The organism is Roseovarius litorisediminis (assembly GCF_900172295.1).
Lineage (GTDB): Bacteria > Pseudomonadota > Alphaproteobacteria > Rhodobacterales > Rhodobacteraceae > Roseovarius > Roseovarius litorisediminis.
On record NZ_FWFL01000001.1, the window covers coordinates 551173 to 576448 of the forward strand.

The following is a 25276-nucleotide window of genomic DNA, read 5'->3' on the forward strand; positions in this document are numbered from 1 at the left end:
TTTAAACGCGGCTCAGGGCCGTGTCATCATCTCGATAATATTCAACAACCTGTCCGCCGGAACCGGCATCGGGGTCACTTCAAACTCGGCCATGCGGCCAATCAGGCGTCGGGGTGCGCCCAGGAAACTCTCAATTCGGTGGTATTGCTTACGGCGTTTATAGTCGTCCACCAGCATGGTCACCGGTTTGGTGGTGCGCAGGGCTGTCGCTATGGCGCAGCCGGGGCGAAACCGCCCGTCCACCAGCACCACGTCGGGCTGTAGAAACTCGGGCAGGTTCCAAACACCCAGCGGATAACGGGCGTATTGCTGCCAGCCGCTGTGATCCACCGGATGGCCCCAGGCCTTGGTTGGCCCGATATCGGCCCAAATCACGTCGACCTGCGTGTCTTTTGCCGGTGCTGTTTGCGCGAACCAGTCGCGCATCATCATCGCCCAGTCCTTGTCGCTTTCGACCGAAAAAATCCGCTTGCCTGGCATTTCGGCGGCCATGATCGTTGAACCGCCCGCCCCATATTCCAGAATGACATCCGCCGCAGCATAAGCCACGCGCAAGGCGTTGGCCTCGGCCTCGGGCATGATCATCTCAGGCCGGGAAATGGTCGCCGCCGCAGTCATCTTAATCCGGCCCCTGATCTTTATCTGTTTGCAAATCGCGTCCAAAAGACCTGTTTTCCAAAACCTTAACGATGAGAAACGCCAGGGCCCAACCGGCCAGTGCCCCGAGGACAACCCCAATCAGTGGGTTTCCATGCGCCGTGGTATTCACATGGAAAATTCCCACCATCCCGCCAAGAACGGGCAGCGCAAAGGGAAGAACCGCAGCAATTCTGCGTGCCAGCGGTTGCGGAGCATTAGCCAACGGAACCCTCCAGCGAAATCGCCACCAGCTGTTGTGCTTCCATGGCAAATTCCATCGGCAACGCCTGCAGCACGTCCTTGCAGAAGCCGTTGACCACCAGTGCCACGGCCTCTTCCTCGTCCATGCCGCGCTGACGGCAATAGAACATCTGGTCGTCATCCACCTTTGACGTTGTCGCCTCGTGCTCGACCCGGCTCGAGTTATTCTTGACCTCGATGTAGGGCACCGTATGCGCCCCGCATTTGTCGCCGATCAGCAGGCTGTCGCACTGGGTGTAATTCCGACTGTCCTTGGCCTTTGGGTGCATCGATACCAGCCCGCGATAGGTGTTCTGCGCATGTCCCGCGCTGATGCCCTTTGACACGATCCGGCTGCGGGTGTTCTTACCCAAGTGGATCATTTTGGTGCCAGTATCTGCCTGCTGATAATTGTTGGCGATAGCGATCGAATAGAACTCGCCCTGAGATTCGTCCCCGCGCAGAATGCAACTTGGGTATTTCCAGGTCACGGCCGACCCGGTTTCTACCTGCGTCCACATCACCTTGGCGCGGTCGCCCCGGCAATCGGCGCGCTTGGTCACAAAGTTGTAAATCCCGCCCTTGCCATTTTCATCACCCGGATACCAGTTCTGCACGGTCGAGTATTTTACCTCGGCGTCTTCTTCGATGATGATCTCAACCACTGCGGCATGCAACTGGCTGACGTCGCGCTGTGGCGCGGTGCAGCCTTCCAGATAGGACACGTAGCTGCCCTTGTCGGCGATGATCAGCGTGCGCTCGAACTGACCGGTGTTCTCGGCATTGATCCGGAAATAGGTGCTCAGTTCCATGGGGCAACGAACACCCGGTGGCACATAGACAAACGACCCGTCCGAGAAGACGGCAGAATTCAGCGTCGCATAGAAATTGTCACTGACAGGCACAACCGACCCAAGGTATTTCTTTACCAGTTCGGGATGTTCGCGAATGGCCTCGCTGATCGAGCAAAAGATGACCCCGGCATTTTTCAGTTCCGCCTGAAAAGTTGTCCCGACCGAGACCGAGTCAAACACCGCATCCACCGCCACTTTGCGGCCCTCGGCAGGCGCGCCTTCCGCCCCCTCGACACCGGCCAGTATCATCTGCTCTTTCAGCGGAATGCCCAGCTTGGCGTAGGTTTCAAGCAGTTTCGGATCGACCTCATCCAGCGACTTCGGCTTGATCTCCATCGACTTGGGCCGCGCGTAATAATACTGGTCCTGAAAATCGATTTTCGGATAATCCACCATCGCCCAGTCGGGCTCTTCCTTGGTCAGCCAGCGTTCGTAGGCTTCCAGTCTCCAATCCGTCATCCACTGGGGTTCTTCGTTTTTCGACGAAATCAGCCGCACGATATCCGGCGTCAGGCCCTTGGGGGCATACTCCATCTCGATATCGGTTTCCCAGCCGTATTTATAGGCACCGCCAACCTCACGCACGGCATCAACCGTTTCCTGATCGACACCTTCCTTGACCTGCGGTTCATCAAGTGCAGCCATGGCAATCTCCTCGTTTCACGCCGCCCGGGCGCGATGTTTCTGTCTGCACTTCAGCCATTCTTCGGCAAAGCGCATGATATCGTCTTCCGTCGTCTCAAGGCCCAGCGACACGCGGATCGCACTGCTTGCCTCGTCCTCGTCATAGCCCATCGCGCGCAAAACCCGGCTTGCGCGCACCTTGCCACTGGAACAGGCACTGCCCGCCGAAATGGCAAATCCCGCCAGATCCATCGCCATCACCTGCGTCTCTCCCTTCCAGCCAGTTGAAATGAAACAACTGGTGTTGGGAAGTCGCGATTCCGATTTCCCGACAAAAATAGTCTCTTTTGCAGAATCCTCAATAGATGATTCTAGAATGTTTCTAAGTTTTTCTACTTGGTGCCACTTTCCGTCAGCAAGATCACGACCCGCCGCCTCTGCAGCCGCGCCAAACCCGGCGATGCCAATTACATTCTCGGTGCCCGACCGGCGGCCCATTTCCTGCCCGCCGCCCCTGATCTGCGCGGCAATCTCCGTACCGCGCTTTACCACCAGTGCGCCTACGCCCTTGGGTCCCCCAAGCTTATGTGCCGAAATCAACGCCATCTGGCAGCCTGACCCGTTGAACGCCACCGGTATCTTTCCAAAGGCCTGCGTCATGTCACTCAACACGATCCCCTGAGGAAAAATCTGGATCACGCCGGTTTCCGAGTTGGCCACCTGCAGCACAGATCGGGCCGGATCTGCCACCGTAACAGCGCCGGTTTTATCCACGGGCAAATCGCAATCCACCCAGGCCGCGACCGCATCGTGTTCGATCTCACTTCCATGAAGCCCCCGGCCCGCCAGCGCCAGCGCCGCCGCCTCGGTCGCACTTGAAGTAAAAATCACATCCGCCCCCTGGGCGCCAAAAGCGGCGGCCACCTGCGCACGCGCCCTTTCGATCAGCGCCTTCGCCGCACGCCCCTCGGCATGCACGCTTGACGGATTCCCCACCAGGTCCATCGCTGCGGTCATTGCCATGCGGGCCTCGGCTCTCAGGGGGGCCGTTGCGTTATGATCCAGATAGACCCGGGCGTTCACAGCGGGCCTCGGCTTTCATTTTTCCGGAAATACTCGCGCCGCAGGCATTCATCTGTGCCTGTAATGGCGTTCCATGTCGGTGCCACGGGCAGCGCCAACCCTGCCCGCCTCATTCTTCGTCCACCACATCAAACAGATGCGGCACCGCCGGGCACGGGGCCAGTGTATTTCTGACAACATCACTTAGCCTGGTCTGGTGCAGAAAGACATAAACCTGAGCACTCAACCCTTCCCACAACCGGTTCGTCATCGACTGCGCCCTTGATCCGCTGGCGCCTCCCGAGGCCCCTGCCCCCTTGTGCAGCGCATCCACGGTTTCATCCACCGCCGCCAGCACTTCGGAAACCCGAATCTCAGAAGTCGGTCGCGACAATCGATAGCCACCGCCCGGCCCCCGCACCGATGTCACCAGGTCTGCGCGGCGCAGTTTCACAAAAAGCTGCTCAAGATACGGCAAGGATATATCCTGCCGCTTTGAAATTTCACCAAGGGTCACCAATGTTTCGGCGTCCTGCAGCGCGATATCCACCAGTGCGACCATCGCATAACGCCCTTTGGTGCTCAGTTTCATGGTTCTTTCCCCGCGAATAGATTGACGTTGCGCAACACAGCGCTTATCTCGCTTTCAGCCCCTTCGGCTCCGGCCGAAACTTAGAACAGTTCTAAGGTGCTTGAGCGATTTCGTCAAGAATGCCGCCAACGGCACCCAACAAGGAAACATGTATAATATGCCCGAGGTTATCTTTCCCGGCCCAGAAGGCCGTCTCGAAGGCCGATACCACCCGCAAAAAGAAAAAGATGCCCCGATTGCGATCGTGTTGCATCCGCATCCGCAGTTCGGCGGCACGATGAACAACAAGGTGGTCTACAACCTGCATTATGCCTTTTACAACATGGGATTCACCGTGTTGCGGTTCAATTTCCGCGGCGTTGGGCGGTCTCAGGGCGAATATGATCAGGGCGTGGGCGAGCTAAGCGATGCCGCCTCGGCGCTGGATTACCTTCAGTCGATGAACAACAACTCGAAACATTGCTGGGTCGCGGGTTTTTCGTTCGGTGCCTGGATCGGGATGCAGCTTTTGATGCGCCGACCTGAGATTACCGGCTTTATCAGCGTTTCGCCCCCCGCCAACATGTACGATTTTTCTTTCCTGGCACCCTGCCCGTCGTCGGGGCTGGTCATCAACGGCACCAATGACCGCGTGGCACCGCCCGCAGATACCGTTGCCTTGGTGAACAAGCTGCATGAACAGCAGGGCATCACCGTCACCCATCAGGAAATCGAAGGATCGGGCCACTTCTTTGAAGAGCCCTACATGGACACGATGATCAATAACGTCACCGGCTATGTCAAACGCCGCCTGACCGAGACAACACGGTAAAACCCATGGGCGTCACCGAAGATCTGGCCGACGAACTGGCCAACGATACCATCAAATATATCAACGCCTCCGGCGACGAGGATATCATCGCCGATCTGGTCAAAGTGCTGGGCGCTACGTCGCAAACTGCCGAAGAGGCATTCCTGACCTCGATCCGTGTCCGACGCGCGAACCTGAAGGCCAAGGCCCTCCTGGTCGAGCGTGCAAAAGCGTTCAAGGCCAAACAGGCTGGCGGCGCAGACTGACCTGCAGCGAAATTTGGAAGCAGCGTTGAGGGAATTACCAGACGCACCGGCCTATGTACTCAGGCGGCCCGGTGCAGGTGAGCGGGCAACATTTCAGCGCTGTGGAACCGTGTTGATTACGCCCCGAAACCAGGCCGGTTTGCGGGTCATTGCTGTGTCGCCTGCCAGCCGTCTCTACCCCGCTTCCATGAAGTCTTTGGACCATTTGTAAAAGACGCCCTGCGATATGCCTTCACCGCGACAGAGCTCAGCAATGCCACGGGCCACGGCATAGCGAAAAATCGAACCGATGCGAGCGCTCAGGCGATGTGCTGTTTCGTAATTTCCTTTAGCCTCAACTTTCCGCAGGCATCGCAGGATTATTGGGGCTGTAATCTCGGTTATCGCTTTGCGTCCAAATTCCTTGTTTGCCAATTTCAGGTGATAAGCCGTCTTTGACAATGTGGCTTCAGACTTACCCTCTTTACGTTGCTTTCTCAGAAACGCCTCGCCCGCCTTCTGAAAAGTCTGATCCTGCGCCTCGCGCCTGATCCGCTTTTCTTCCTGTTTGGACTCCGACGGATCACCACCAGCCGCAATTTGGGAACGTGCCGTATCGCGCGCCTGACGGGCTTGCTGTAAGCTGATCGCCGGATAAGGCCCAATCGACAAAAGCTTTTCCTTGCCATCCCGTCAATATTTCAATCGCCAAAGTTTGGGCCCGTTGGGGTTCACAACGACAAACAAACCATCAAAATCCGAGACCTGATAGAGCCTCTCTTTAGGCTTCAGGCTTCGAATCTTGTTGTCACTTAACGACCTGCTGGGGGTACCGTGTTTATTCCGTTTTCAAAATCCCCCCAAGGGCACCCCTAATCTGGAGTTATTTCACTGGATGGTAGAAACCGTCTCTGGACAATCTCGTTTCTGGATATCCTTATAAACAAGGATGAATCGGATGTCTCCGGACTTCTTTAAATTGGAAAATGGTGCCCCCACACGGACTCGAACCGCGGACCTACTGATTACAAATCAGTTGCTCTACCAGCTGAGCTATAGGGGCACGCGCGCTTGGATACGCATTAACTTAAAACACTTCAAGCCGAAATCTTATGTAATGGGATAAAGATTCTTCAGCGTCGGGCCTACAGCACACAACACGTGAAAGCAGTTTAAACAGCACGGAAAGACCGTATATTGGTGGTCGGCTATCGATAGGGTTCAGAGGCAGATGCAAATCGTTCTTCACGCAGGCGCGCATATGACTGACGAGGACAGGCTTATCAATTGCCTGACCGCGAACAGTCGGGATCTGGCAAAATACGGAACAAGCCTGCCCAGTCCCAGGACATATCGAAAACTGATCCGGGATGTCATCCACGACGGGGACAAAACCGGCATTGATCCCAAGGCGCGCGACGAGATTCTGAGTGCTGTCATGAACGGCGAAGACACCGACAGATTGGTCTTGTCCAATGCCAGTTTTTTCGGATCGCCAAAAATGTCGGCCTCTGCGGGTGTTTTCTATAATGCCGCTGAATCCCGGCTGGATCTGCTGCAACAAATCTTTCCAAATGATGAAATTGAGCTTTTCATGGCCATATGCAACCCGGCAACTTTTCTACCGGCCATATTTGAACAAACACCTTTCGATAACCTGGCGGATTACCTGCGTGGCGCCGAGCCGACATCAATGCGCTGGTCTGGGCTATTCGAGCGTCTGCGTGCCGCGTTCCCGGATATCGCAATGACTGTTTGGTGCAATGAAGATACGCCACTGATCTGGGGGCAAGTCCTTCGGGAACTATCGGGTGTAGACCCCACAGTAGACATTGCAGGTGAATTTTCTCTGCTGTCCGAGATCCTGAGCGATGTCGGCATGAAGCGGTTTGAGGCATATCTTGCGGCGCACCCGAACCTGAGTGAAATCCAGAAACGGCGTGTCATCGCCGCGTTTCTGGACAAATTTGCCGAGGATACCACCTTTGAAATCGAGGTGAACATACCTGGATGGACCGAGGGATTGATCGCCCAACTGACAGAGGTTTATGATGACGATATCGCCGCAATTCAACAATTACCGGGCGTAAACGTCATCATGCCATAAGGTGAGTTGCTACATCCCCAGGGCTTCTTTGTACATTTCAAGTACAGCTTCTTCCTCGGCTATATCGTCTTTGTCGCGCTTGCGTAATGCGATGACCTTGCGCAACACCTTGGTATCATAACCGCGGGCCTTGGCTTCGGCCATGACCTCTTTCTGCTGCTCAGCGATATCTTTTTTCTCGGCCTCCAACCGTTCATAGCGTTCGATGAACTGGCGCAGTTCATCTGCAGTTACACGGTAGCTGGCGTCAGAGATCGTATCGTTCATTGGGGGGGCCTCCGGTTCGTGGAAATCCTTGACTACCCGGCTGTCAGGTTCGCTGCAAGATACTTCCAATCTATTTCACCCCCCGTCTCTGCCTTGCAGTCCTTTACGACATCGACTAGGCGAAACAGCACGGATCATCGTCACCGGGAGAAGCTCCATGGAATATCTGGTTTGGCTGGGCGCTTGTGTATCATTGGCCGGGCTTGCAGGCCTTGTTTGGTGCATTATACGCGTCTGGAAGGCCCGAAACGCCGGTCTTCGCGATGAAGAGCTAAAGGCCACCATTCAAAAGGTCGTACCGCTGAACATGGGCTCTTTGTTTTTGTCAGTGATCGGGCTGATGCTTGTCGTGCTTGGAATTCTTTTGGCATAAACCGTAGATCAGTTGACCCGCCCAAAAAAACGTTCCCCGTTCTTGACCATGCTCTCAATCAAGGGGTCGGGCGTCCAAAGGCCTGCAGAAAGCGGTTGAAGCAGTCGTAAATTCTTCAAAATGGCAGATAGGCCCAAAACGTCTGCTTGAAACAAGGGGCCGCCGCGCGGCCCGGAAAAACCATAGCCTTTGACCATCAGCACATCCAGATCGGAAGCGCGCTGAACGACCCCGCCCTGCAAAAGGCGTACGGCCTCGTTCACAAGAGCGGCAAGTATGGCCTGTTCAGGCCCTACAGTTCTGATGATCGGCGACACGCCCGCCGGGTTACAGTCATTCAACTCGGGGATCGGGTGAACCCTGTCGTCCCGATAAAGATAAAAACCTTGTCCGGCCGCTCGACCAGCAGCTCCGGCATTTATCAGCCGGTCCAGCAAATTGTCAGGATGCAAACCATCAAAGGCACGCGATCTCTGAACCTGATTTATGCGGTCGCGAACAAGCTGAAGACCGTCGCGGTCAATCATCTGAAAAGCACCTTGGGAAAACCCCAGTCGCTTTACCGATTTATCAACGTCTAACGGTCGAACTCCTGCATCAACCAGCTTCAAAGCAGACTGATAGAGCGCCAAAATCATGGCATATCCGGGTCCACCCGTAACGGGCGCCGATCTTACGACAGTCATATCCATCGCGTTGAAAACCATGTCAGCGGTTGCGACGGCATCGGCCGGGCACCCAGCCGGAACCGTTAGCTCGACCAGTCTGGACTTGTTGATAGGACTGTAAATCCGGCAACCCACAGCCTGCTCATTGATCCCGGTTTCCCGAGCGCGCCTGGCCAGGTCGAAATCGCTGTTGAGGATGACCCAAGCCGCCTGATTTTCATCAGCAAATATTTCCTGAGCGGCTATTTTGCCTGAATCGAATATTAACTGGGCCTCTTTCATGCTGGATCGCTCTGTAGAGGCAGATAATCGCGCCAGCTGTTCCTTGCATGCCTGGGGTAATAACACCTTGCGCGAAACAGCCGTGTCATAAATCGAGTGTATACCCGCAATTTTCGCGTTTACGGCGTCCAAATTCACATCGTAAAGATGTACGTTTTTACCACGTTCAAGGCAGGCGCATATCAACTCAAACTCATTCGTCCCAGCCCCCAGAAAACAGATATCATGTACCTCTGCAGCCCGGCCCGTTGCCAGTTCCGGCATGATGGCTGCCCTGCGTTCTGATGTAAAAACATGGCGCAGCGCCCGTGCTTCGGGTAACTTGATGCGGTCTTGGAAAATAGCACTCTCAAACGACAATCCGCTTTCAAAGGGTAACAAAAGAGCTGCCTCGACACATTTTACAATATCCGATTCAGCACCAGTGCTTGCCGACAGCTTGCTTTTTATAAATGCTATCGCGTTTTGATATCTTTCCGGATCCGAGAAACCCCGATCACAATCCTTTGTTCGGCTCCATTTACCACTTTCCGCCAGCAGTAGGGCCAGATCGATAGCATCGTCTTCAGGATTCTGGTCAGTAGTGCGATCAAAAACCCCCCTCAGGCGTGGTTCGGAAACATCCACCAATTGGCCGGATAACATCAATTCAAGCGCCGCCTGGGCGCCTACTAACCTGGGCAACCGCTGTGTTCCGCCAGCACCGGGTGTCAAACCCAATCCCACATCAGGCAAGGCTATCTTTGAACCTGTCCTGGCAACGCGGGCATGAGCGGCCAGGGCCAATTCGAACCCCGCCCCAACTGCCGACCCATGTATTGCAGCGACAACTGGTTTTTCACTGTTCTCAATCAGGCTGCATAAGTCGCCGACCCAAGGGGAAGCCAATTGCCTGTCGTATTCCGTGATATCGACACCAGTGGAAAACAGATTTCCTGCGCCGGTCAGAACAATCGCGCAAGAGTTACTATCCTCTATCGCCTGACGTATCTGGGAATCCAGCGCCAGGCGCAAAGCCGGGGCTAGAGCATTTGCCACAGGCCGATCCAGTGTGATCACTGTAACGCCGCTCTGGCGCCTGGAATGCACCTCTTCAACCAAAACCGTCCCCACAAATCTATCAATTCCCGTACAATTACTACGGAATTTTGCTCAGGTCACAAGGACAAGCCTGATATTGCGGACGTCAAATCAAACCGGCATGTTATCGAACTGGGCTTCTATCGCCTCTTCCAACAGTTTTTCATGCAAACGCTTGGTCCGTGCCGGGATTTTTTCACCTTTTTTGTTCATCGTCGTGATTAGGTGATGAAGCTTTGGTTGAAACCGAAAACGCTTCTCAGGAGTTTCCTGTTCAATCTGGCGATGTAAGCGCTCTAACTGAGTTTGTGTATTTGTCATCGTTGATCTCCTGACTGGTCATTCAACTATAACATTTCATTTTTGACATTAAAATCCCGCCATACGGGATTTTAATGTCATCGAAAATGAAGCGCTAAGCCATTGCCGCACAAGATTTGCACAGAGGCGTGTCGGGTAAAACGTCAAGGCGTTCAACAGAAATCCGCTCGCCGCAACGGGCGCATTCACCGTAGCTTCCATCGCGCAGGCGTTGAAGGGCGGCGCGAATCCTGGCGATCTCTGCCTGACCGGAATGGCCGAGTTGCTCAAGCACCTCATCCCCTTCGCGTTCGACTGCCAGTTCTTCCCAATCCTTTGAATTCGGCTCATCCAACTCCGCTTCGATATGGTGAAGGCGTTGATCCAATTCCGCCAATCTTGACAGCAGCATTGCGCGATATTTCGAATTTGATTGCATAGTCATCCTCCATCTACAGATGCATAGTTGCACAAGGGTTTCAGATTGACTTTGACGCAGGTCAACAGGTTTGTCCGCAACAAAGGCCACAGCAGATGGGCTTGGTTGATTTCATGCTGGCAAAAACCACTGAAGTCATCAGCCGGTGTTATCACGACATTAGAAATTTCCGGGCATTCAGATGTTTTCAGAAAGGCCTTGCGTCTCGCCCGATGTTTCCCTGAGATCGACCGCATTCAGCGTCAACTTGCCATCCGTGGCGTGACCCAACGGTGACTCTTCAGGCAATTCATTCGCTGTTCCAGGTTTGTCCCCTTCGCCAGAAGTTATTTTTGAGTTGTCACCAGTTTTCTGAGCAGGTGTACTGAACCTTCCGATCGCACTTGTTTCATCAGCGGCTTCGCCAGAAACGAAACGCACGGCGCGCCATCCCGTTCAACTGCCCCAAATTAACTTCAGAAACGACATGACCTTTTGATCCCAACAGCAATGTTTCGCGAAGGCTGTCAGCAGGCAGCGGAATTTTCTGCCCGGTTTTAAACGTACAAATCTCGTTTAAAGGCACCGATATCCGGGCCATAGCAGCGTCTAGCGTCACCGGGGCATTCATAGCGTTCTGCCCAAGACTATTGGCGTCCGAACCCGAAGTTTTAATCTTACCGCTATCCGCAGTAGTTTTTGGCACGGATGGAATTAATATCGAAAGACACCCCGATTTCGAACCATCCTCAATATCGACGGAAATTCTGAATAGATCAAAAGATGGGGCGGTCAGTGCCAAGGATACAGCCCGCGCATCTTCTGCCATGTCGCCAAACACAAAACCCGTTTGCACGAAGTCATCACAGGCCGACGCCATTTGCTTGTCGAACCCCGGCATCAAGGCATTTACCAATGGCGCGACAATTGCTGCATCGGTGCGCGTTACCGACCGTGGATTAGGTTCTCGTGTGCTGACTTTACCCATGGTCTGGACTTCGATCAAAGCTGACAAAAGGTGGAGGTCAAACTGCAACACCCCCCGCCTTCCGCCATTTCCATCAAGTAATATCAACAGGCAATTTTCGCCCATCTCTTTTTGGATGTCGGCATGTTTCAGTTGAACCTGCTCGATCGTGGTCACCGTAACGGCAAGACCAAACAACCCATCGCTTGCCTTGGCCAATGCCAAGCGAAATGCTTTTGCCGGCGACATCGCACGGGCGTCAAACCCGTCGCGCGCAAACCGCGCTTTGCGATGAATAACTGAATCTGTTTCTTGCGTTTCCATCTTGGCCGCCACTACCCGTATCAGGTGTCCTGGAGGCAAAGTTACGCGCAACACAGTTACCAATATGTTTATGTATCTCTTTTCATTGAGTGGCGTTTTGACTGTTTAAAGGCAAAGTTACGCGAAAGGACGCACCGCGTTGTCCTGGTAAATAATCTATGCCGCCCCCCAGACGCGCCATGATTTCGCGACAAATTGCCAGTCCAAGTCCTGCCCCGCCTGCCTTTGTCTGGCCGATACGGGAAAACTTCTCAAAGATAACTGTTTGTTGGTCTGTCGGGATGCCCGAGCCATTGTCGGTGAAATCAACAAGTAACCTGTCGGCTTTCTGCGAGGTTTTGATGGTCAGTTCCGGACGGTCAGCATCGCAATATTTCCGGGCGTTCGCGATCAGGTTGATAAACACCTGCGCCAGACGATCCAGGTCGGTCAGCAGCACCACCTGTTCCGCGCTTTTTTCCCTTCTAATGGCGAAATTGCCAGCTCCTCCACCGGTAATGGCCACCGCACGATCCAACAAATCCTCCAGACAGCCCTTGTGTTCATTCAAGACAACCTGACCGTTCTCCAACACGCTAAGGTCCAGCAGGTCGTCCAAAAGCCGGGTCAGCCGGATCGCTTCATCATGAATGATTGACGAATACTTACTTTGCTCTTCCGGGCTAAGATCCTCGGTATCGCGAAGAATTTCAGAAAACGCCCGGATTGACGTCATCGGAGTACGAAGTTCGTGACTGATCTGTGACAGAAAACCGTCTTTTTGCACCGAGAGCTGGGTCAGCTTTTCATTTGCCTCGCGCAGCTGCCGCGCGGTCCGGGCCTGTTCTTGCGACTTTGCTTCAAGCTGATTGGAATATTCCATGATCTGTGCGGTTTCATCCGCAACCGCCATCAGATCTTCGACAGACACTGTTGCACCGCCAACGATCTGGGAAATCATGGCGTGCGCGGTTGCGGCTCCGACCGACCCGGACAATTCGCGTTCAAGCTCCTGAAGGAAATCCGGCGACGGTTCAGGCAAATACCCCGCCAGGCCCTGACGTTGCGCCGCAGCCGCAAAAAACGCCTGCGCCTCGGGCGCGCCAAGAATCCGCTGCGACATGATCATAAGGTCTTCGCTTTGCGCTAATCCGCCAGACCAGCTTCCTGCGGTCGCAGAATGCTGAAAGACGTTGACAAACTGCGCTCCCTGCAGTCGCTCAACCGGTTTTGGAAAGCTGACAAGCGACACAAAAACAAAAGAAGCGGTGTTCAACAGCATGCTCCACATCACTGCATGCACAACCTGGTCCATCCCCTCCACGCCAAACAGGGCCTGTGGACGTAACCAGGACATCCCAAATAAGCCGTGATCAAACAGGGTTTGCGGTAATATGCTACTTGATCCGAAACTGGGCAGGAACAAACAGTACATCCAAACCGCAAATCCCACGCCCAATCCGCACAGTGCCCCAAGACGCGTTGCACCACGCCAGACAAGCCCCCCCATCAAAGCGGGCAAAAACTGTGCTACGCCCGCAAATGAGACCAGACCAATCGCTGCCAGGGCGGTGCCGCCACCGGAAAGTTGCAGATAGAGGTACCCCAGAAGCACAATTCCGGCGATCGACAGCCGCCTTGCCAGCAAGGCAACGTTGCGCACGTCCCCTGAAACAACTGCCGTGCCCCCTGTAAGATGAAGCCATATCGGCATGACAACGTGATTGGAAACCATTGTCGATAACGCAATGGCTGCCACGATCACCATCGAGGTTGCAGAAGAAAAACCCCCTAGAAAGGACAGGATCGCCAGCCCGTCGCGCCCGGCATTCAAAGGCAGGGTTAAAACGAACAGGTCGGGATTTGAACCTTGGGGCAGAACATCAAGGCCAACAGCGGCAATGGGTACGACAAACAGGCTCATCAACATCAGGTACGCAGGGAAGGCCCAGGCGGCGGTGCGCAAATGCCCTTCGTTCTCGTTTTCGACCACCATCACCTGAAACATTCGCGGCAGGCAAAGGAATGCGGCAGCAGACAACATGGTCAGACCGATCCATCGGCTGGTCGGCACTTCCCAGCGGGCAATCTCTGACGCATTGATGCGTTCTAACGTTTGTTCAACCCCGCCAGCCAGGCCCCAGACCACAAAAACACCGACCGCCAGCAGCGCGAACAGTTTGACCACAGCCTCAAGCGCGATAGCCATCACAACCCCATGGTGGCGCTCGTTGACATCCAGGTTTCGGGTGCCGAAGAGAATCGTGAACAAGGCAAGCCCAACAGCCACCAAGAAAGCGGTGGACTGCCTGTTTGGAAGCGATGTGCTTGTCAGGTCAGCTTCGGCAAATGTAGCAAAGGACAACGTAACGGATTGGAGTTGAAGCGCGATATAGGGTGTTGTCCCGACAACCGCCAGAATGGTTACAAAAACAGCCAGCGTGTTTGACTTGCCGTAGCGCGAAGAAATCAGGTCTGCAATTGATGTAATCCGCTGACTACGCCCAATTCTCACCATCTTGCGCAAGGTCCACCACCATCCGATCATTACAAGGGTCGGCCCAAGATAGATCGTCAGGTATTCCAAGCCTGAGCGGGCGGCAAACCCGACCGCCCCGTAGAATGTCCAAGCTGTACAATAGATCGACAATGACAGGGTATATATCAGGGGTGAGTGCAACCATGTGCCACGTCCGTGAAGCGCCGCCCGGTCAGCCGCAAACGCGATCGCGAATAGGAACACCACATAGGACAGGCATACAAGGATCAGGACGTTCAGAGTCGCCATTTACCGATCTCCGAGCGATTGCTCGTCGCTTTCATTTGGTCCCAGATATCTTGAAATAATCGCAGAAAGCGCCACCAGGATGATCCAGACTACAAATAGGTAAAACATCGCATACGTCGTTCTGGTATGGGGATCGGGTGTTCCGTTCCAAAGCAATGGTATGCTCACCAGTATAATCCCAAGCACTGGCAACAGGCGTGCCGCGTCGATCATACGACGACGGCGGTAAGTTCGCCGTTCAAGAAAAACCGGGCCGGACTTGGATTTCATTGTGGAACCAGTGATCGGACGGCGTCCAATACCTCGGCATTAGAAAATGGCTTGGTCATATAGCGGCTGGCGCCGGCGCGTTCGGCCATCTCTCGATCTTTCAGCTGGCCGCGCGCAGTCAGCATCAGAACCGGCGTTTCAGCATGGTCTTCGTCTGCCCGGATTTCATGCAGAATGTCAAAACCGCTTTTGCCAGGTAACATAACATCAAGAATTATAAGGTCAGGTGCACGCTCGCGCACGGCCATGATTGCATCATGTCCATTCGAGTGTGTCTTAACCTCCCAGCCATCACGAGACAGAATAAAACTTACTGCCTCGATAATATTTGGTTCGTCTTCGATAAGAAGCACCTTTTTCCCCATCCAATCGGCCTCCCCTCCGATTAAACAGCGGCCCGCCCGCCATTTGACTATCGTCAATGTTCAACCCTAAGTCAAAAGCCCTCTGACATAATCGACGGCTCGCGTCTTGCGGGGCACGCCGGCAACGGGCAAATTCTGCAATTGACACCAACATCCCGAACCGTTTCCGTTCTAGATTCGGGATCATCCGGCAAAATTAACATATGTGCCGAAACCAGTTGCGGTTGCGTGAACGATCCGCGTCCCACCTTTTCTGCCACCGCCAGCGCCTGAACCGCTTCGGCCCCCCTGCCCGCTTGCCTCAAACGCACGCGGATTGGCGTCAATATCTGGCCCAGGACCTGAAACAATGGCCAAAGGGCGCAAGCGCCCGCATTTCGGGGAACTGAAAAACTTGGAAATGGCTTGCGAAAGGTCAAGGACCCGGACCCATCACAAACCACCAATCCTATCGGTCCGACCTCGTTTTCGGGCAGGGTTGCAAGCCTGCGAAAAACCCGCGCCATGTTGGTGTCAAAGGTCCTGGCTAGGCTTTCGGGGTTCAGGCCCACTTTATTTATCTCAACCATGACATCACGAAGGGGCAATTTCCGAGCATCCTCCTCGTACCTTAAAAGTACTTCCTTCGTCAGCTTGCGGGCGGCTTCAGATACCATTGTATTGTCACCTGCAAGCAAAGCTTCTGCAGCCTCGCCCGCAGATTCTGTCTCCAGTTCCGGAAAATGATACCCGTGGTCCGCCAGAAACGCGTGCATCTCGTCCTGTGGTGATTTGATTTCTGCCTGAGTGTTCGGGGCCGCTTCAAGATAGCGCACCAACGCTTCGGCACCCTCGGCCAGTCTGCTGCTTTCTTCGTTAATGTTACGATGAAAACGGTTCTGCCACTCGGGCTCCAGCGACTTGGTCTCGACAAGAATGGACGAGCTTGCGCGTATCGCAGTCACGGTCGAGATGACCTCGTGCAGGGAATCCGACAGGTAAGGGTCATGCGCCAATCTGTCCGTCAGGGTTTCGACCGTTCGCTCCAGTTCCTGAGACCTCCGAAACTGTTTGACCAGCAAATGCGCCCACCCCGGAAAACGTCCCGCTAATTCTTCGGTGCGGGAAAGCTCGGGGCCGTCGCCCTCACTTTCACCTGCGGCCTCCTTCAGCCCGTTCAGCAATGTCGCCTCGGCGCCTTCGGATAACAATGATGGCTCTACCTCAAGAACCTCGGCAAGCTTCAAAAGGGTTTTCCCACCGATTCTGCGCCGGTTATGCTCGATCAAGTTGAGGTAAGAAGGTGAAATTCCCACTTCTTTGGCAAGCGCGGATTGGCGAATGCCACTCAAAATCCTGCGTTCACGTATTCTTGTACCGATAATCGTGCTCTCAGACATTTACAAATTCCTTGCGATTCACGCGACTTCCGTTAATTCAGGAAATTTTTTTACAAAACAAACCATGGGTCTGTATATTTTTTTACACAAATATTGTTTGGTTAAAAGCAGTTGTTGCGAAATTTTCTTACCCATTGGCATAATGACCCAGCACATCTGTGTTATCTGGAGAGGCGCAGAGGAGGCCCTCTCCAAGAATTTCTCAATGGGAGGGTATCTATGTCCAAATCTAACTTCACTCGTCGCGGGCTACTGAAAACCAGTGCAATTGCTGGTGCAGGCGTGGCCATGCCGACGATTTTTACGGCTTCTTCTGCAGCAGCCTACACCAATGAACCCACGGGTAGCGGCGTCACCCTGGGCTTCAACGTACCGCAAACAGGCCCCTATGCCGAAGAAGGCATGGATGAGCTGCGCGCGCAGGAACTTGCAGTTCAGCACCTGAACGGCGAAGGCGACGGTGGCATGATGAACACCTTCAGCTCGAAAGCGCTCAAGGGCAACGGCATTCTGGGCAACAAGGTCAAGTTCGTGACCGGCGACACGCAAACCAAATCAGACGCTGCACGTGCATCGGCCAAGTCGATGATTGAAAAAGACGGCGCAATCATGATCAACGGCGGTTCGTCCTCGGGCGTGGCTGTTGCTGTTCAGGGTCTCTGCCAAGAGGCTGGCGTTATCTTCATGGCGGGCCTGACCCACTCGAACGACACCACCGGTAAAGACAAGAAGGCTAACGGGTTCCGTCACTTCTTTAACGCCTACATGTCGGGTGCCGCGCTGGCCCCGGTTCTGGCAAACGCGTACGGCAAAGACCGTCGCGCCTATCACCTGACAGCAGACTACACCTGGGGCTGGACTCAGCAGGCGTCGATGCAGGCTGCAACCGAAGCCATGGGTTGGGAAACCGTCAACAACGTTTTGACACCGCTGGCCTCGACCGACTTCTCGTCCTATATCGCGCCGGTTCTGAACTCGGGCGCCGATGTTCTGGTTCTGAACCACTACGGCGGCAACATGGTAAACTCGCTGACCAACGCGGTTCAGTTCGGCCTTCAGGACAAGATGGTCAACGGTAAACAGTTCGAAATCGTTGTTCCGCTCTATTCGGAGTTGATGGCAGCGGGTGCTGGCGAAAACGTGCAAGGCGTTATCGGTTCGATGAACTGGAACTGGCAACTGCAGGATGAAGGCACCAAAGCCTTTGTTAAATCCTTCGGTGAAAAATATGGCCGTCCGCCCTCGAACTCGGCGCACACCTGCTATGTGCAGACCCTGCTTTATGCGGATGCATGCGAACGTGCTGGCACATTCAACCCCTGCGGTGTTGCAGAAGCTCTGGAAGGGTTTGAATTCGATGGTCTGGGCAATGGTCCGACCCTTTACCGTGCTGATGATCACCAGTGCTTCAAAGACGTGCTGGTCATGAAAGGTAAAGAAAACCCGACCAACCAGTACGACACACTGGAAATCGTCGAGGTGACACCGCGCGCCCAAGTGGAATACGCGCCGGATCATCCGATGTTTGCTGGTGGGGAACTGGGCAAGTGTAACCCAGGCGCCTAAACCCTATGGTTTCGGCCGCGCGCTATGCGCGGCCGTTTCCCTACCGTAAATAATTAAATTACGGCTACTTTTCTTAACCCACGGGTGGGAACAATGGACGCAGTCATCCTTCAAATTCTCAACGGGCTCGACAAGGGCTCGGCCTATGCGCTGATCGCGCTTGGGCTTACTTTGATTTTCGGCACGCTTGGCGTGGTGAACTTTGCCCACGGGGCACTGTTCATGATTGGCGCTTTCTGCGCGGTCTCTTTGTCAAAGATTCTTAACCTCAGCTTCGAAACCATCGATGAAACCCAGACCGACTTTCTGGGTAATCCGCTTAAGGTTAAGACAGCCTATATCGAAAGCTGGTTCGGACCCGAACTTGGGGCCAGCATCATCGACTGGGCGGTCCCGCTTGCGATTCTGTTTTCCATTCCCATCATGATCGGTATCGGCTTCATTATGGAGCGCGGTCTGATCAAGCATTTCTACAAACGCCCCCATGCCGACCAAATCCTGGTGACCTTCGGGCTGGCAATTGTGATGCAGGAAATCATCAAGCATTACTACGGCGCCAACCCGATACCTACTCCGGCACCGGACGTATTTAAAGGCAGCTTTGATTTCGGCACGCTTTTGGGCTTTGATCCAAACGTGATTATCTATCCGTACTGGCGGCTGGTCTACTTCGCCTTTGCGGCAGTGATCATCGGGACGGTGTTTGCCTTCCTTCAATTTACCACCTTTGGCATGGTCGTACGCGCAGGGATGGCTGACCGGGAAACCGTTGGGCTTCTGGGCATCAACATCGACAAGCGCTTTACCATCATGTTTGGAATTGCGGCCGCAGTGGCCGGGCTTGCCGGGGTCATGTACGCGCCGATAAACTCTCCCAACTATCACATGGGAATGGATTTCCTCGTGCTTAGTTTCGTGGTTGTCGTTGTTGGCGGCATGGGGTCCTTACCCGGGGCCGTCGCCGCAGGGTTTCTTCTGGGCATCCTGGAAAGTTTCGCCTCCATGAACGAGATCAAATCGCTGCTTCCGGGCATCGACCAGATCATCATTTATGTCGTCGCAATTATCATTCTACTGACACGTCCGCGTGGCCTGATGGGCCGCAAGGGCGTGATGGAGGACTAAGCCATGTTAGGTCTGAACAAACACGACATGAAAATGCTGCTGATCGTTGCAGCTTTGGCCATGCTGGCGCCATTCCTGCTTAACCCGTTCCCCACGGACAGCGCCATGGCGCAGTTCAATGCGGGCTACCCGGACCTGATGCAGCGTTTTGTGATCTTCGGGATCTTCGCCATCGGCTTCAACATCCTTTTTGGCCTGACCGGTTATCTCTCTTTTGGTCACGCCGCCTTCCTTGGGGTCGGCAGCTATTCGACGGTATGGATGTTCAAACTGCTGGACTACAACATTGTTCCAGGGATCATCCTTAGTGTAATCGTGGCCGGGCTTTTCGCGGTCGTGATCGGGTATGTCAGTCTGCGGCGCTCGGGCATCTATTTCTCGATCCTGACACTGGCTTTTGCTCAAATGAGCTTTAACCTCGCCTATTCGGTTCTGACACCGATCACCAACGGCGAAACCGGCTTGCAGGTCTATACATCTGATCCACAGTATCTGATCGACGACTGGGAAACCGTTCCGCACCTTTTTGGCCTGGTCGAGATGCGCTCTACCTACACAATGGAACTGGGCGCATGGTCGTTCGATTTCAATGCAGGTTACTACCTCTGTGCAGTTCTGATGGTATTGATGTTCTATCTCTCGATACGCATCTTCCGCTCGCCCTTCGGTATGATGCTGCGGGCCGTCAAATCCAACCAGACCCGGATGAACTATACGGGTCTGAACGCCAAACCCTATACACTGGCCGCTTTTGTGATTTCCGGTATGTATGCCGGTCTGGCTGGAGGTCTGCTTGCTTCGATGGACCCTCTGGCCGGCGCTGAACGGATGCAGTGGACCGCGTCAGGCGAGGTTGTTCTTATGACTATCCTTGGCGGTGCTGGTACATTGATAGGCCCCGTCGTAGGTGCAGGTTTCATCAAATATTTCGAGAATATCTTTTCGAAAATCAATGAGAACGTTCTTCATGAATGGTTTGGCTTCCTGCCCGACGGACTTGAAAACGCCGTTGTCTGGGTTGTTGAACATTTCGTTGGCTCCGGCTGGCACCTGACCCTTGGCGTGCTTTTCATGATGGTCGTGATCTTCCTGCCCGGCGGGCTGGTTGAAGGCGGTCAACGAATAATGCGCATGCTCCGTGGTAAAAAATCCGACAACGACGCGGAAAAAACCACTCAATCCACCCCTGCGGAATAAGGAGACTGAACAATGGGTATCCTTGAAGTCAAAAACGTAAACAAACGTTTCGGCGGTCTGCAGGCCCTGGGCGATGTAAACCTCAGCGTTGAAGAAAACAGCGTTCACGCCATCATTGGTCCAAACGGCGCCGGCAAATCCACGCTGCTGAACGTTCTGATCGGCAAGCTTATTCCCGATACAGGCTCGGTCATGTTTGACGGCCAATCGGTATTGGGTCGCAAACCTTTCGAGATCTGTCAGATGGGTATTTCCCGCGTTTTTCAGACCCCCGAAATCTTTGGTGACCTGACCGTGCTGGAAAACATGATGATCCCGATCTTTGCCAAGCGCGACGGCGCCTTTCGGATGCACGCCGTGGAAAGCACCGCAAACGAGAAAGAGATCATCGAACAGGCGGAACATATGCTGGAAAGCCTGAACATGGCTGATCAGCGGCACGATCACTCTGCCTCAATGTCGCGCGGCAACAAGCGCCGACTCGAGATCGGCATGTGTCTTTCGCAAAATCCGCGGCTCTTGCTGCTGGACGAACCGACAGCGGGCATGGCACGCGCCGATACCAACAACACCATCGACCTGCTGAAGCAGATCAAGGACGAGCGTGACATTACCATCGCGATCATCGAACACGACATGCACGTGGTTTTCAGCCTTGCTGAACGGATCACCGTTTTGGCACAGGGTTCACCGTTGGTCGAAGACACGCCGGATAAAATCAGGGGTCATCCCAAAGTGCGCGAAGCGTATCTTGGTGAATCGGCTTAAAAGGGAATACGAACATGAACGTCAAACCAGACTTTTCAAAAGGCCACAGCCACGCCGAGACCGCCCCTGCCTTTCTTTCGGTATGGGATATGCAATCCTATTACGGCGAAAGCTACATCGTTCAGGGCATCAGCTTTAATGTGCACGAGGGTGAAATTCTGGCCCTGCTGGGCCGTAACGGCGCGGGCAAGACCACCACGCTTCGCTCGATTGCCAGGATGGATGACCCTCAGCTTCAGCATGGCGAGATCTGGCTGGATCACCAGCCCTTGCACACCATGAAAAGCCACGAGGCCGCCGCCGCAGGTATCGGCCTGGTGCCCGAAGATCGCTGCATTATTCCCGGCCTCTCGGTCGAGGAAAACCTGCAATTGGCCCAGATCGCGCCGCCCATTGGCTGGTCACTAGATCGTTTGTACGAGTTGTTTCCGCGTTTGAAAGAACGCCGCACCCAAGAGGGTGTGACCCTGTCAGGTGGCGAACAACAGATGCTGGCCGTGGCCCGGGCGCTTGCGCGCGACATCAAGGTTCTGCTCCTGGACGAGCCCTACGAAGGTCTGGCCCCGGTGATCGTGGACGAGATTGAAAAAACCCTGCGCGTTATCAAAGAGCAGGGCATCACCACTGTCATTGTCGAACAAAACGCCGTGCGGGCTCTGGAACTGGCTGACCGGGCGGTTATCCTTGATACCGGCGGAATCGTTTTTGACGGCACCGCTGCCGAAGTTCTGGAGAACGAAGAACTGCGCGCTGAATATTTGGCCATCTAAGCCGGATTTGCCCGCTCGCTATCTTGATATACGTTTGGCGGGCGGGCTACTAAACTTTGACAGACCCATGATGAGAAGGTCCGACATGTCCGATAAAACCTATCCCCCCTCCGCCGAATTCTCCGCGAACGCCCATATCGACGCGGCCAGATACAAAGATATGTACGCTGCCTCGATCAATGATCCGGACGCGTTCTGGGGTGAGCAGGGCAAGCGCATCGACTGGATCAAACCCTATACCCAGGTCAAGGATGTCAACTATGATTTCGGCAATGTATCAATCAACTGGTATGCAGACGGCACGCTGAACGTTTCTGCCAACTGTATTGACCGGCATCTCGCAAACCGCGGCGATCAGACTGCCATCATCTGGGAGCCCGACGATCCCAACGATGCCGCCCGGCACATCACCTATCGGGAATTGCATGAAAATACCTGCCGTATGGCCAACGTCCTCAGGGATCTTGGCGTCGGGAAAGGCGACCGGGTTGTTCTGTACCTGCCAATGATACCCGAGGCTGCCTACGCCATGTTGGCCTGTGCCCGTATTGGCGCGATACATTCTATCGTGTTCGCGGGCTTTTCGCCCGACGCGCTTGGTGCAAGGATCAACGGGTCGGACGCCAAGGTGGTGATCACCGCCGACGAGGCCCCACGTGGCGGGCGCAAGACCGCGCTCAAATCCAACACCGATGCGGCGCTTTTGCATTGCGATGACAGGGTAAAATGCCTTGTCGTCAAACGGACCGGCGGCCAGACCACCTGGACCGACCGCGATTATGACTGCACCGCGCTGATGTCTGCCGCCGCGACAGAATGTACCCCCGAGGAGATGAACGCCGAAGATCCGCTGTTCATTCTCTACACCTCAGGCTCCACCGGCCAGCCCAAGGGTGTCGTGCACACTTCGGGCGGCTATCTTGTTTATGCTGCGATGACTCAGGAACTGGTCTTTGACTATCACGATGGTGATGTCTATTGGTGCACCGCCGATGTGGGCTGGGTCACCGGTCATAGCTATATCGTTTACGGCCCGCTGGCCAATGGTGCCACCACATTGATGTTTGAGGGCGTACCGACCTTTCCCGACGCCAGCCGTTTCTGGCAGGTCTGCGAGAAACATAAAGTCAACCAGTTCTACACCGCACCAACAGCTTTGCGGGCCTTGATGGGCCAGGGCAATTCCTTTGTTGAAAAATGCGATCTTTCAGATCTCAAGGTTTTGGGCACCGTAGGCGAACCGATCAACCCCGAGGCCTGGAACTGGTACAACGAGGTAGTTGGCAAGGGCCGTTGCCCGATCGTCGATACCTGGTGGCAAACCGAAACCGGCGGTCACCTGATGACCCCCCTGCCCGGCGCCACCGCGACCAAGCCTGGCTCTTGCACCCTGCCCTTTTTTGGGGTTCAGCCGGTCATTCTGGAACCGACAACCGGGGCAGAAATCACCACGACCGAGGCCGAAGGCGTGCTCTGCATCAAAGACAGTTGGCCGGGCCAGATGCGCACCGTCTACGGCGATCACGAGCGGTTCGAGAAGACATATTTCTCGGATTACAAAGGCTATTACTTCACCGGGGACGGATGCCGCCGCGATGCGGACGGCTATTACTGGATCACTGGCCGGGTTGATGACGTGATCAATGTTTCCGGCCACCGGATGGGCACCGCCGAAGTCGAAAGCGCGCTTGTGGCCCACGCAAAGGTCGCCGAGGCCGCCGTGGTTGGTTACCCGCATGACATCAAAGGTCAGGGCATCTATGCCTATGTCACCCTGATGAACGGGGTCGAGCCCACCGAAGAGCTTCGCAAGGAGCTTGAAAAATGGGTCCGGACCGAGATTGGCCCGATTGCCAAGCCGGACCTCATTCAATGGGCCCCTGGCCTACCGAAAACCCGTTCCGGCAAGATCATGCGTCGTATCCTTCGCAAGATCGCCGAAAACGATTACGGCGCACTTGGGGACACCTCAACCCTGGCCGAGCCCGCCGTAGTAGATGACCTGATCGAAAACCGCATGAACCGGAGCTGACGTATTTAATTCATCCGTTTCAATTACTTCACCCCGCAAGGCTCATCCTTGCGGGGTTTGTTTGCGACAGGCGGTCGCAAACAGGCAAGACATTCAATGTGCAACTAAGCAGCCTGTTCCGGATATTCCGCCAATTTCGGCGCGTATGGAATTTTTGGACCGTCGCAACTCATGTCTTCTCTGGCTACGGAAAGAACCAATATACCGTCTCGCGCGCTTGAAGGTATTTTGTGCGTTGAAGCGGGAATGGTGTTTTTCGTAATTCAGGACGTGTTGATGAAATCACTTCTGAACACGCACCCGGTTTGGAACCTGATTTTTGTCCGCTCAGTCGTGACGCTAGTTTTGCTTATGCCGGTCATGCTGTGGCTGGGCCCACCCCACCGGATATTCACACCCCTCTGGCCCCTACATTTTGCGCGCGCAGTTTTGCTTGCCGCTGGTTTTTCGCTGTTCTACGCAGCTTTTCCGTTCATGGGATTGGCTGAGGTTACAACAATCTTCTTTTCCGCCCCGCTGATGACAGCCCTTCTGGCCGCAGTTTTCTTACGCGAAACCATTGGCTGGCATCGGATCGCGGCACTCATCATCGGATTCATCGGGGTCGTTATCGCGATGAATCCAGTCGGCGACAGCTTTACCTGGGTGGCAATCCTGCCACTGTTGTGCGCTCTGACCTACGCCATTTCACAAATTATTGCCCGCAAGATTGGCGAGGGCGAATCCAGCCTGACAGCTGGGCTGCAAACCATCAGTTTCATGGGGCTACTGATCCTGCCACTGGGGTGGTTGACCAATCAGGTAATTACAATCGGGCCCGAGTTTCAGCACCTGCGTATGACCTGGCCCACCGCCCTGGCGCGGGACTGGTTGGATTTGATGCTTCTGGGCTTTGTGGGAATGCTGGGCTGGATACTGCTGTCGCGGGCCTATCAGGTGGCTAATGCCAGCCTGGTCGCACCTTTTGACTATACCTACCTGCCGATTGCCGCGGGTGTTGCCTATTTCATGTGGTCTGAAATCCCCCCTTCAAATACCCTTGTCGGCATGGCCCTGATCATCCTCAGTGGGCTCTACGTTGGATTTCGCGAGATTCGCGCCGCGCGTCGGCATGATGAACCCACTGTCATGGCCGAAGCTGCCTTTGTCCCCGGTGGCCCCATGCTTCCGAATATTCCCGACGACGAGAACCTCTTGTGACCCGC

Annotated in this window: 25 protein-coding genes, 1 tRNA gene and 1 pseudogene; 11 read left to right on the top strand and 16 right to left on the bottom strand. The window is 54.6% G+C overall.

The features are described from left to right. Positions 1-12: 12 nt before the first annotated feature. The 5 genes from PEL8287_RS02620 to iscR form a co-directional block, all read right to left on the bottom strand. The gene (locus PEL8287_RS02620) at positions 13-618 is read right to left on the bottom strand and encodes a hypothetical protein (protein ID WP_085890781.1); all 606 of its coding nucleotides are present in this window, start codon (positions 616-618) and stop codon (positions 13-15) included. A gap of 1 nt (position 619) precedes the next feature. Further along, complete coding sequence (locus PEL8287_RS02625) at positions 620-862, bottom strand: hypothetical protein (RefSeq protein WP_085890782.1); 243 nt, start codon at positions 860-862, stop codon at positions 620-622. Further along, the gene (gene sufB, locus PEL8287_RS02630) at positions 855-2378 is read right to left on the bottom strand and encodes a Fe-S cluster assembly protein SufB (RefSeq protein WP_085890783.1); all 1524 of its coding nucleotides are present in this window, start codon (positions 2376-2378) and stop codon (positions 855-857) included. Before sufB ends, PEL8287_RS02625 begins: the two co-directional genes overlap by 8 nt. Before the next feature lie 15 nt (positions 2379-2393). Next, a complete protein-coding gene (locus PEL8287_RS02635; RefSeq protein WP_235862164.1) occupies positions 2394-3380 on the bottom strand; it encodes a cysteine desulfurase family protein in 987 nt (328 codons plus the stop codon). A gap of 169 nt (positions 3381-3549) precedes the next feature. Continuing rightward, complete coding sequence (iscR, locus tag PEL8287_RS02640) at positions 3550-4011, bottom strand: Fe-S cluster assembly transcriptional regulator IscR (protein WP_085890784.1); 462 nt, start codon at positions 4009-4011, stop codon at positions 3550-3552. Positions 4012-4168: 157 nt separating this feature from the next. Between iscR and PEL8287_RS02645 the strand changes: the two genes are divergently transcribed. Next, positions 4169-4822, top strand: coding sequence for an alpha/beta hydrolase (locus PEL8287_RS02645; RefSeq protein WP_085890785.1), 654 nt, complete (start codon positions 4169-4171; stop codon positions 4820-4822). A 5-nt stretch (positions 4823-4827) separates the two neighbouring features. Continuing rightward, the gene (locus PEL8287_RS02650; RefSeq protein ID WP_085890786.1) at positions 4828-5067 is read left to right on the top strand and encodes a hypothetical protein; all 240 of its coding nucleotides are present in this window, start codon (positions 4828-4830) and stop codon (positions 5065-5067) included. A gap of 258 nt (positions 5068-5325) precedes the next feature. On the opposite strand, the pseudogene PEL8287_RS20525 reads toward PEL8287_RS02650, so the two are convergent. Continuing rightward, positions 5326-5850: pseudogene (locus PEL8287_RS20525) on the bottom strand (tyrosine-type recombinase/integrase); the annotation flags it as partial. Positions 5851-6033: 183 nt separating this feature from the next. Continuing rightward, positions 6034-6109: transfer RNA gene (locus tag PEL8287_RS02660), tRNA-Thr, on the bottom strand. Positions 6110-6277: 168 nt separating this feature from the next. Here PEL8287_RS02660 and PEL8287_RS02665 point away from each other — a divergent pair. Next, positions 6278-7153: a hypothetical protein gene (locus PEL8287_RS02665; RefSeq protein WP_085890787.1), complete on the top strand. Its 876-nt coding sequence runs from the start codon at positions 6278-6280 to the stop codon at positions 7151-7153. A gap of 9 nt (positions 7154-7162) precedes the next feature. Here the strand turns inward: PEL8287_RS02665 and PEL8287_RS02670 are convergent, their stop codons facing one another. After that, positions 7163-7420 carry a DUF2312 domain-containing protein gene (locus tag PEL8287_RS02670; RefSeq protein ID WP_085890788.1) on the bottom strand — a complete coding sequence of 86 codons (258 nt, stop codon included), beginning with the start codon at positions 7418-7420 and terminating at the stop codon, positions 7163-7165. A gap of 157 nt (positions 7421-7577) precedes the next feature. Here PEL8287_RS02670 and PEL8287_RS02675 point away from each other — a divergent pair, with 157 nt between their 5' ends. After that, positions 7578-7793, top strand: coding sequence for a hypothetical protein (locus PEL8287_RS02675; protein WP_085890789.1), 216 nt, complete (start codon positions 7578-7580; stop codon positions 7791-7793). 8 nt (positions 7794-7801) lie between these two features. Here the strand turns inward: PEL8287_RS02675 and PEL8287_RS02680 are convergent, their stop codons facing one another. From PEL8287_RS02680 to PEL8287_RS02720, 8 genes are all read right to left on the bottom strand, one after another. After that, entirely contained in the window at positions 7802-9856 is a 2055-nt protein-coding gene (locus tag PEL8287_RS02680; protein WP_085890790.1) for an enoyl-CoA hydratase-related protein, read from the bottom strand. 78 nt (positions 9857-9934) lie between these two features. Continuing rightward, positions 9935-10144 (bottom strand): hypothetical protein, encoded by a 210-nt coding sequence (locus PEL8287_RS02685; RefSeq protein WP_085890791.1) that lies wholly within the window; start codon positions 10142-10144, stop codon positions 9935-9937. 94 nt (positions 10145-10238) lie between these two features. Beyond that, positions 10239-10562, bottom strand: a complete 324-nt coding sequence (locus PEL8287_RS02690) for a TraR/DksA family transcriptional regulator (protein WP_085890792.1) — start codon at positions 10560-10562, stop codon at positions 10239-10241. Between the two features lie 177 nt (positions 10563-10739). Further along, a complete protein-coding gene (locus tag PEL8287_RS19695) occupies positions 10740-10982 on the bottom strand; it encodes a hypothetical protein (protein WP_139837669.1) in 243 nt (80 codons plus the stop codon). Beyond that, a complete protein-coding gene (locus tag PEL8287_RS02700) occupies positions 10954-11757 on the bottom strand; it encodes a flagellar motor switch protein FliM (RefSeq protein ID WP_176228534.1) in 804 nt (267 codons plus the stop codon). The genes PEL8287_RS19695 and PEL8287_RS02700 overlap by 29 nt, the downstream gene beginning before the upstream one ends. A 157-nt stretch (positions 11758-11914) precedes the next feature. Next, the gene (locus PEL8287_RS02705; RefSeq protein ID WP_085890795.1) at positions 11915-14599 is read right to left on the bottom strand and encodes a sensor histidine kinase; all 2685 of its coding nucleotides are present in this window, start codon (positions 14597-14599) and stop codon (positions 11915-11917) included. A gap of 266 nt (positions 14600-14865) precedes the next feature. After that, positions 14866-15234, bottom strand: a complete 369-nt coding sequence (locus tag PEL8287_RS02715) for a response regulator transcription factor (RefSeq protein ID WP_085890797.1) — start codon at positions 15232-15234, stop codon at positions 14866-14868. Positions 15235-15305: 71 nt separating this feature from the next. Further along, complete coding sequence (locus PEL8287_RS02720) at positions 15306-16613, bottom strand: helix-turn-helix domain-containing protein (protein WP_085890798.1); 1308 nt, start codon at positions 16611-16613, stop codon at positions 15306-15308. A gap of 219 nt (positions 16614-16832) precedes the next feature. Between PEL8287_RS02720 and PEL8287_RS02725 the strand changes: the two genes are divergently transcribed. The 7 genes from PEL8287_RS02725 (at position 16833) to PEL8287_RS02755 (ending at position 25271) form a co-directional block, all read left to right on the top strand. Then, positions 16833-18179: a substrate-binding protein gene (locus PEL8287_RS02725; protein WP_085890799.1), complete on the top strand. Its 1347-nt coding sequence runs from the start codon at positions 16833-16835 to the stop codon at positions 18177-18179. Positions 18180-18272: 93 nt separating this feature from the next. Next, a complete protein-coding gene (locus PEL8287_RS02730; protein ID WP_085890800.1) occupies positions 18273-19304 on the top strand; it encodes a branched-chain amino acid ABC transporter permease in 1032 nt (343 codons plus the stop codon). 3 nt (positions 19305-19307) lie between these two features. Continuing rightward, entirely contained in the window at positions 19308-20501 is a 1194-nt protein-coding gene (locus PEL8287_RS02735; protein ID WP_085890801.1) for a branched-chain amino acid ABC transporter permease, read from the top strand. Between the two features lie 12 nt (positions 20502-20513). After that, a complete protein-coding gene (locus PEL8287_RS02740; RefSeq protein WP_085890802.1) occupies positions 20514-21269 on the top strand; it encodes an ABC transporter ATP-binding protein in 756 nt (251 codons plus the stop codon). A gap of 14 nt (positions 21270-21283) precedes the next feature. Beyond that, a complete protein-coding gene (locus PEL8287_RS02745) occupies positions 21284-22039 on the top strand; it encodes an ABC transporter ATP-binding protein (protein WP_085890803.1) in 756 nt (251 codons plus the stop codon). 85 nt (positions 22040-22124) lie between these two features. Further along, positions 22125-24071 (top strand): acetate--CoA ligase, encoded by a 1947-nt coding sequence (acs, locus tag PEL8287_RS02750; protein WP_176228535.1) that lies wholly within the window; start codon positions 22125-22127, stop codon positions 24069-24071. 171 nt (positions 24072-24242) lie between these two features. Next, entirely contained in the window at positions 24243-25271 is a 1029-nt protein-coding gene (locus tag PEL8287_RS02755) for a DMT family transporter (protein ID WP_085890805.1), read from the top strand. Positions 25272-25276: the final 5 nt, after the last annotated feature.

Bases quoted from the DNA above. Each gene is read 5' to 3' on its own strand.
- iscR (WP_085890784.1), bottom strand. From the start codon at position 4,011: ATGAAACTGAGCACCAAAGGGCGTTATGCGATGGTCGCACTGGTGGAT.
- PEL8287_RS02670 (WP_085890788.1), bottom strand. From the start codon at position 7,420: ATGAACGATACGATCTCTGACGCCAGCTACCGTGTAACTGCAGATGAA.
- PEL8287_RS02635 (WP_235862164.1), bottom strand. From the start codon at position 3,380: ATGGCAATGACCGCAGCGATGGACCTGGTGGGGAATCCGTCAAGCGTG.
- PEL8287_RS02650 (WP_085890786.1), top strand. From the start codon at position 4,828: ATGGGCGTCACCGAAGATCTGGCCGACGAACTGGCCAACGATACCATC.
- PEL8287_RS02690 (WP_085890792.1), bottom strand. From the start codon at position 10,562: ATGCAATCAAATTCGAAATATCGCGCAATGCTGCTGTCAAGATTGGCG.
- PEL8287_RS02705 (WP_085890795.1), bottom strand. From the start codon at position 14,599: ATGGCGACTCTGAACGTCCTGATCCTTGTATGCCTGTCCTATGTGGTG.
- acs (WP_176228535.1), top strand. From the start codon at position 22,125: ATGTCCGATAAAACCTATCCCCCCTCCGCCGAATTCTCCGCGAACGCC.
- PEL8287_RS02730 (WP_085890800.1), top strand. From the start codon at position 18,273: ATGGACGCAGTCATCCTTCAAATTCTCAACGGGCTCGACAAGGGCTCG.
- PEL8287_RS02620 (WP_085890781.1), bottom strand. From the start codon at position 618: ATGACTGCGGCGGCGACCATTTCCCGGCCTGAGATGATCATGCCCGAG.
- PEL8287_RS02645 (WP_085890785.1), top strand. From the start codon at position 4,169: ATGCCCGAGGTTATCTTTCCCGGCCCAGAAGGCCGTCTCGAAGGCCGA.
- PEL8287_RS02755 (WP_085890805.1), top strand. From the start codon at position 24,243: ATGTCTTCTCTGGCTACGGAAAGAACCAATATACCGTCTCGCGCGCTT.
- PEL8287_RS02675 (WP_085890789.1), top strand. From the start codon at position 7,578: ATGGAATATCTGGTTTGGCTGGGCGCTTGTGTATCATTGGCCGGGCTT.
- PEL8287_RS02685 (WP_085890791.1), bottom strand. From the start codon at position 10,144: ATGACAAATACACAAACTCAGTTAGAGCGCTTACATCGCCAGATTGAA.
- PEL8287_RS02700 (WP_176228534.1), bottom strand. From the start codon at position 11,757: ATGTCGCCGGCAAAAGCATTTCGCTTGGCATTGGCCAAGGCAAGCGAT.
- PEL8287_RS02740 (WP_085890802.1), top strand. From the start codon at position 20,514: ATGGGTATCCTTGAAGTCAAAAACGTAAACAAACGTTTCGGCGGTCTG.
- sufB (WP_085890783.1), bottom strand. From the start codon at position 2,378: ATGGCTGCACTTGATGAACCGCAGGTCAAGGAAGGTGTCGATCAGGAA.
- PEL8287_RS02725 (WP_085890799.1), top strand. From the start codon at position 16,833: ATGTCCAAATCTAACTTCACTCGTCGCGGGCTACTGAAAACCAGTGCA.
- PEL8287_RS02735 (WP_085890801.1), top strand. From the start codon at position 19,308: ATGTTAGGTCTGAACAAACACGACATGAAAATGCTGCTGATCGTTGCA.
- PEL8287_RS02715 (WP_085890797.1), bottom strand. From the start codon at position 15,234: ATGGGGAAAAAGGTGCTTCTTATCGAAGACGAACCAAATATTATCGAG.
- PEL8287_RS02665 (WP_085890787.1), top strand. From the start codon at position 6,278: ATGCAAATCGTTCTTCACGCAGGCGCGCATATGACTGACGAGGACAGG.
- PEL8287_RS02745 (WP_085890803.1), top strand. From the start codon at position 21,284: ATGAACGTCAAACCAGACTTTTCAAAAGGCCACAGCCACGCCGAGACC.
- PEL8287_RS02720 (WP_085890798.1), bottom strand. From the start codon at position 16,613: ATGTCTGAGAGCACGATTATCGGTACAAGAATACGTGAACGCAGGATT.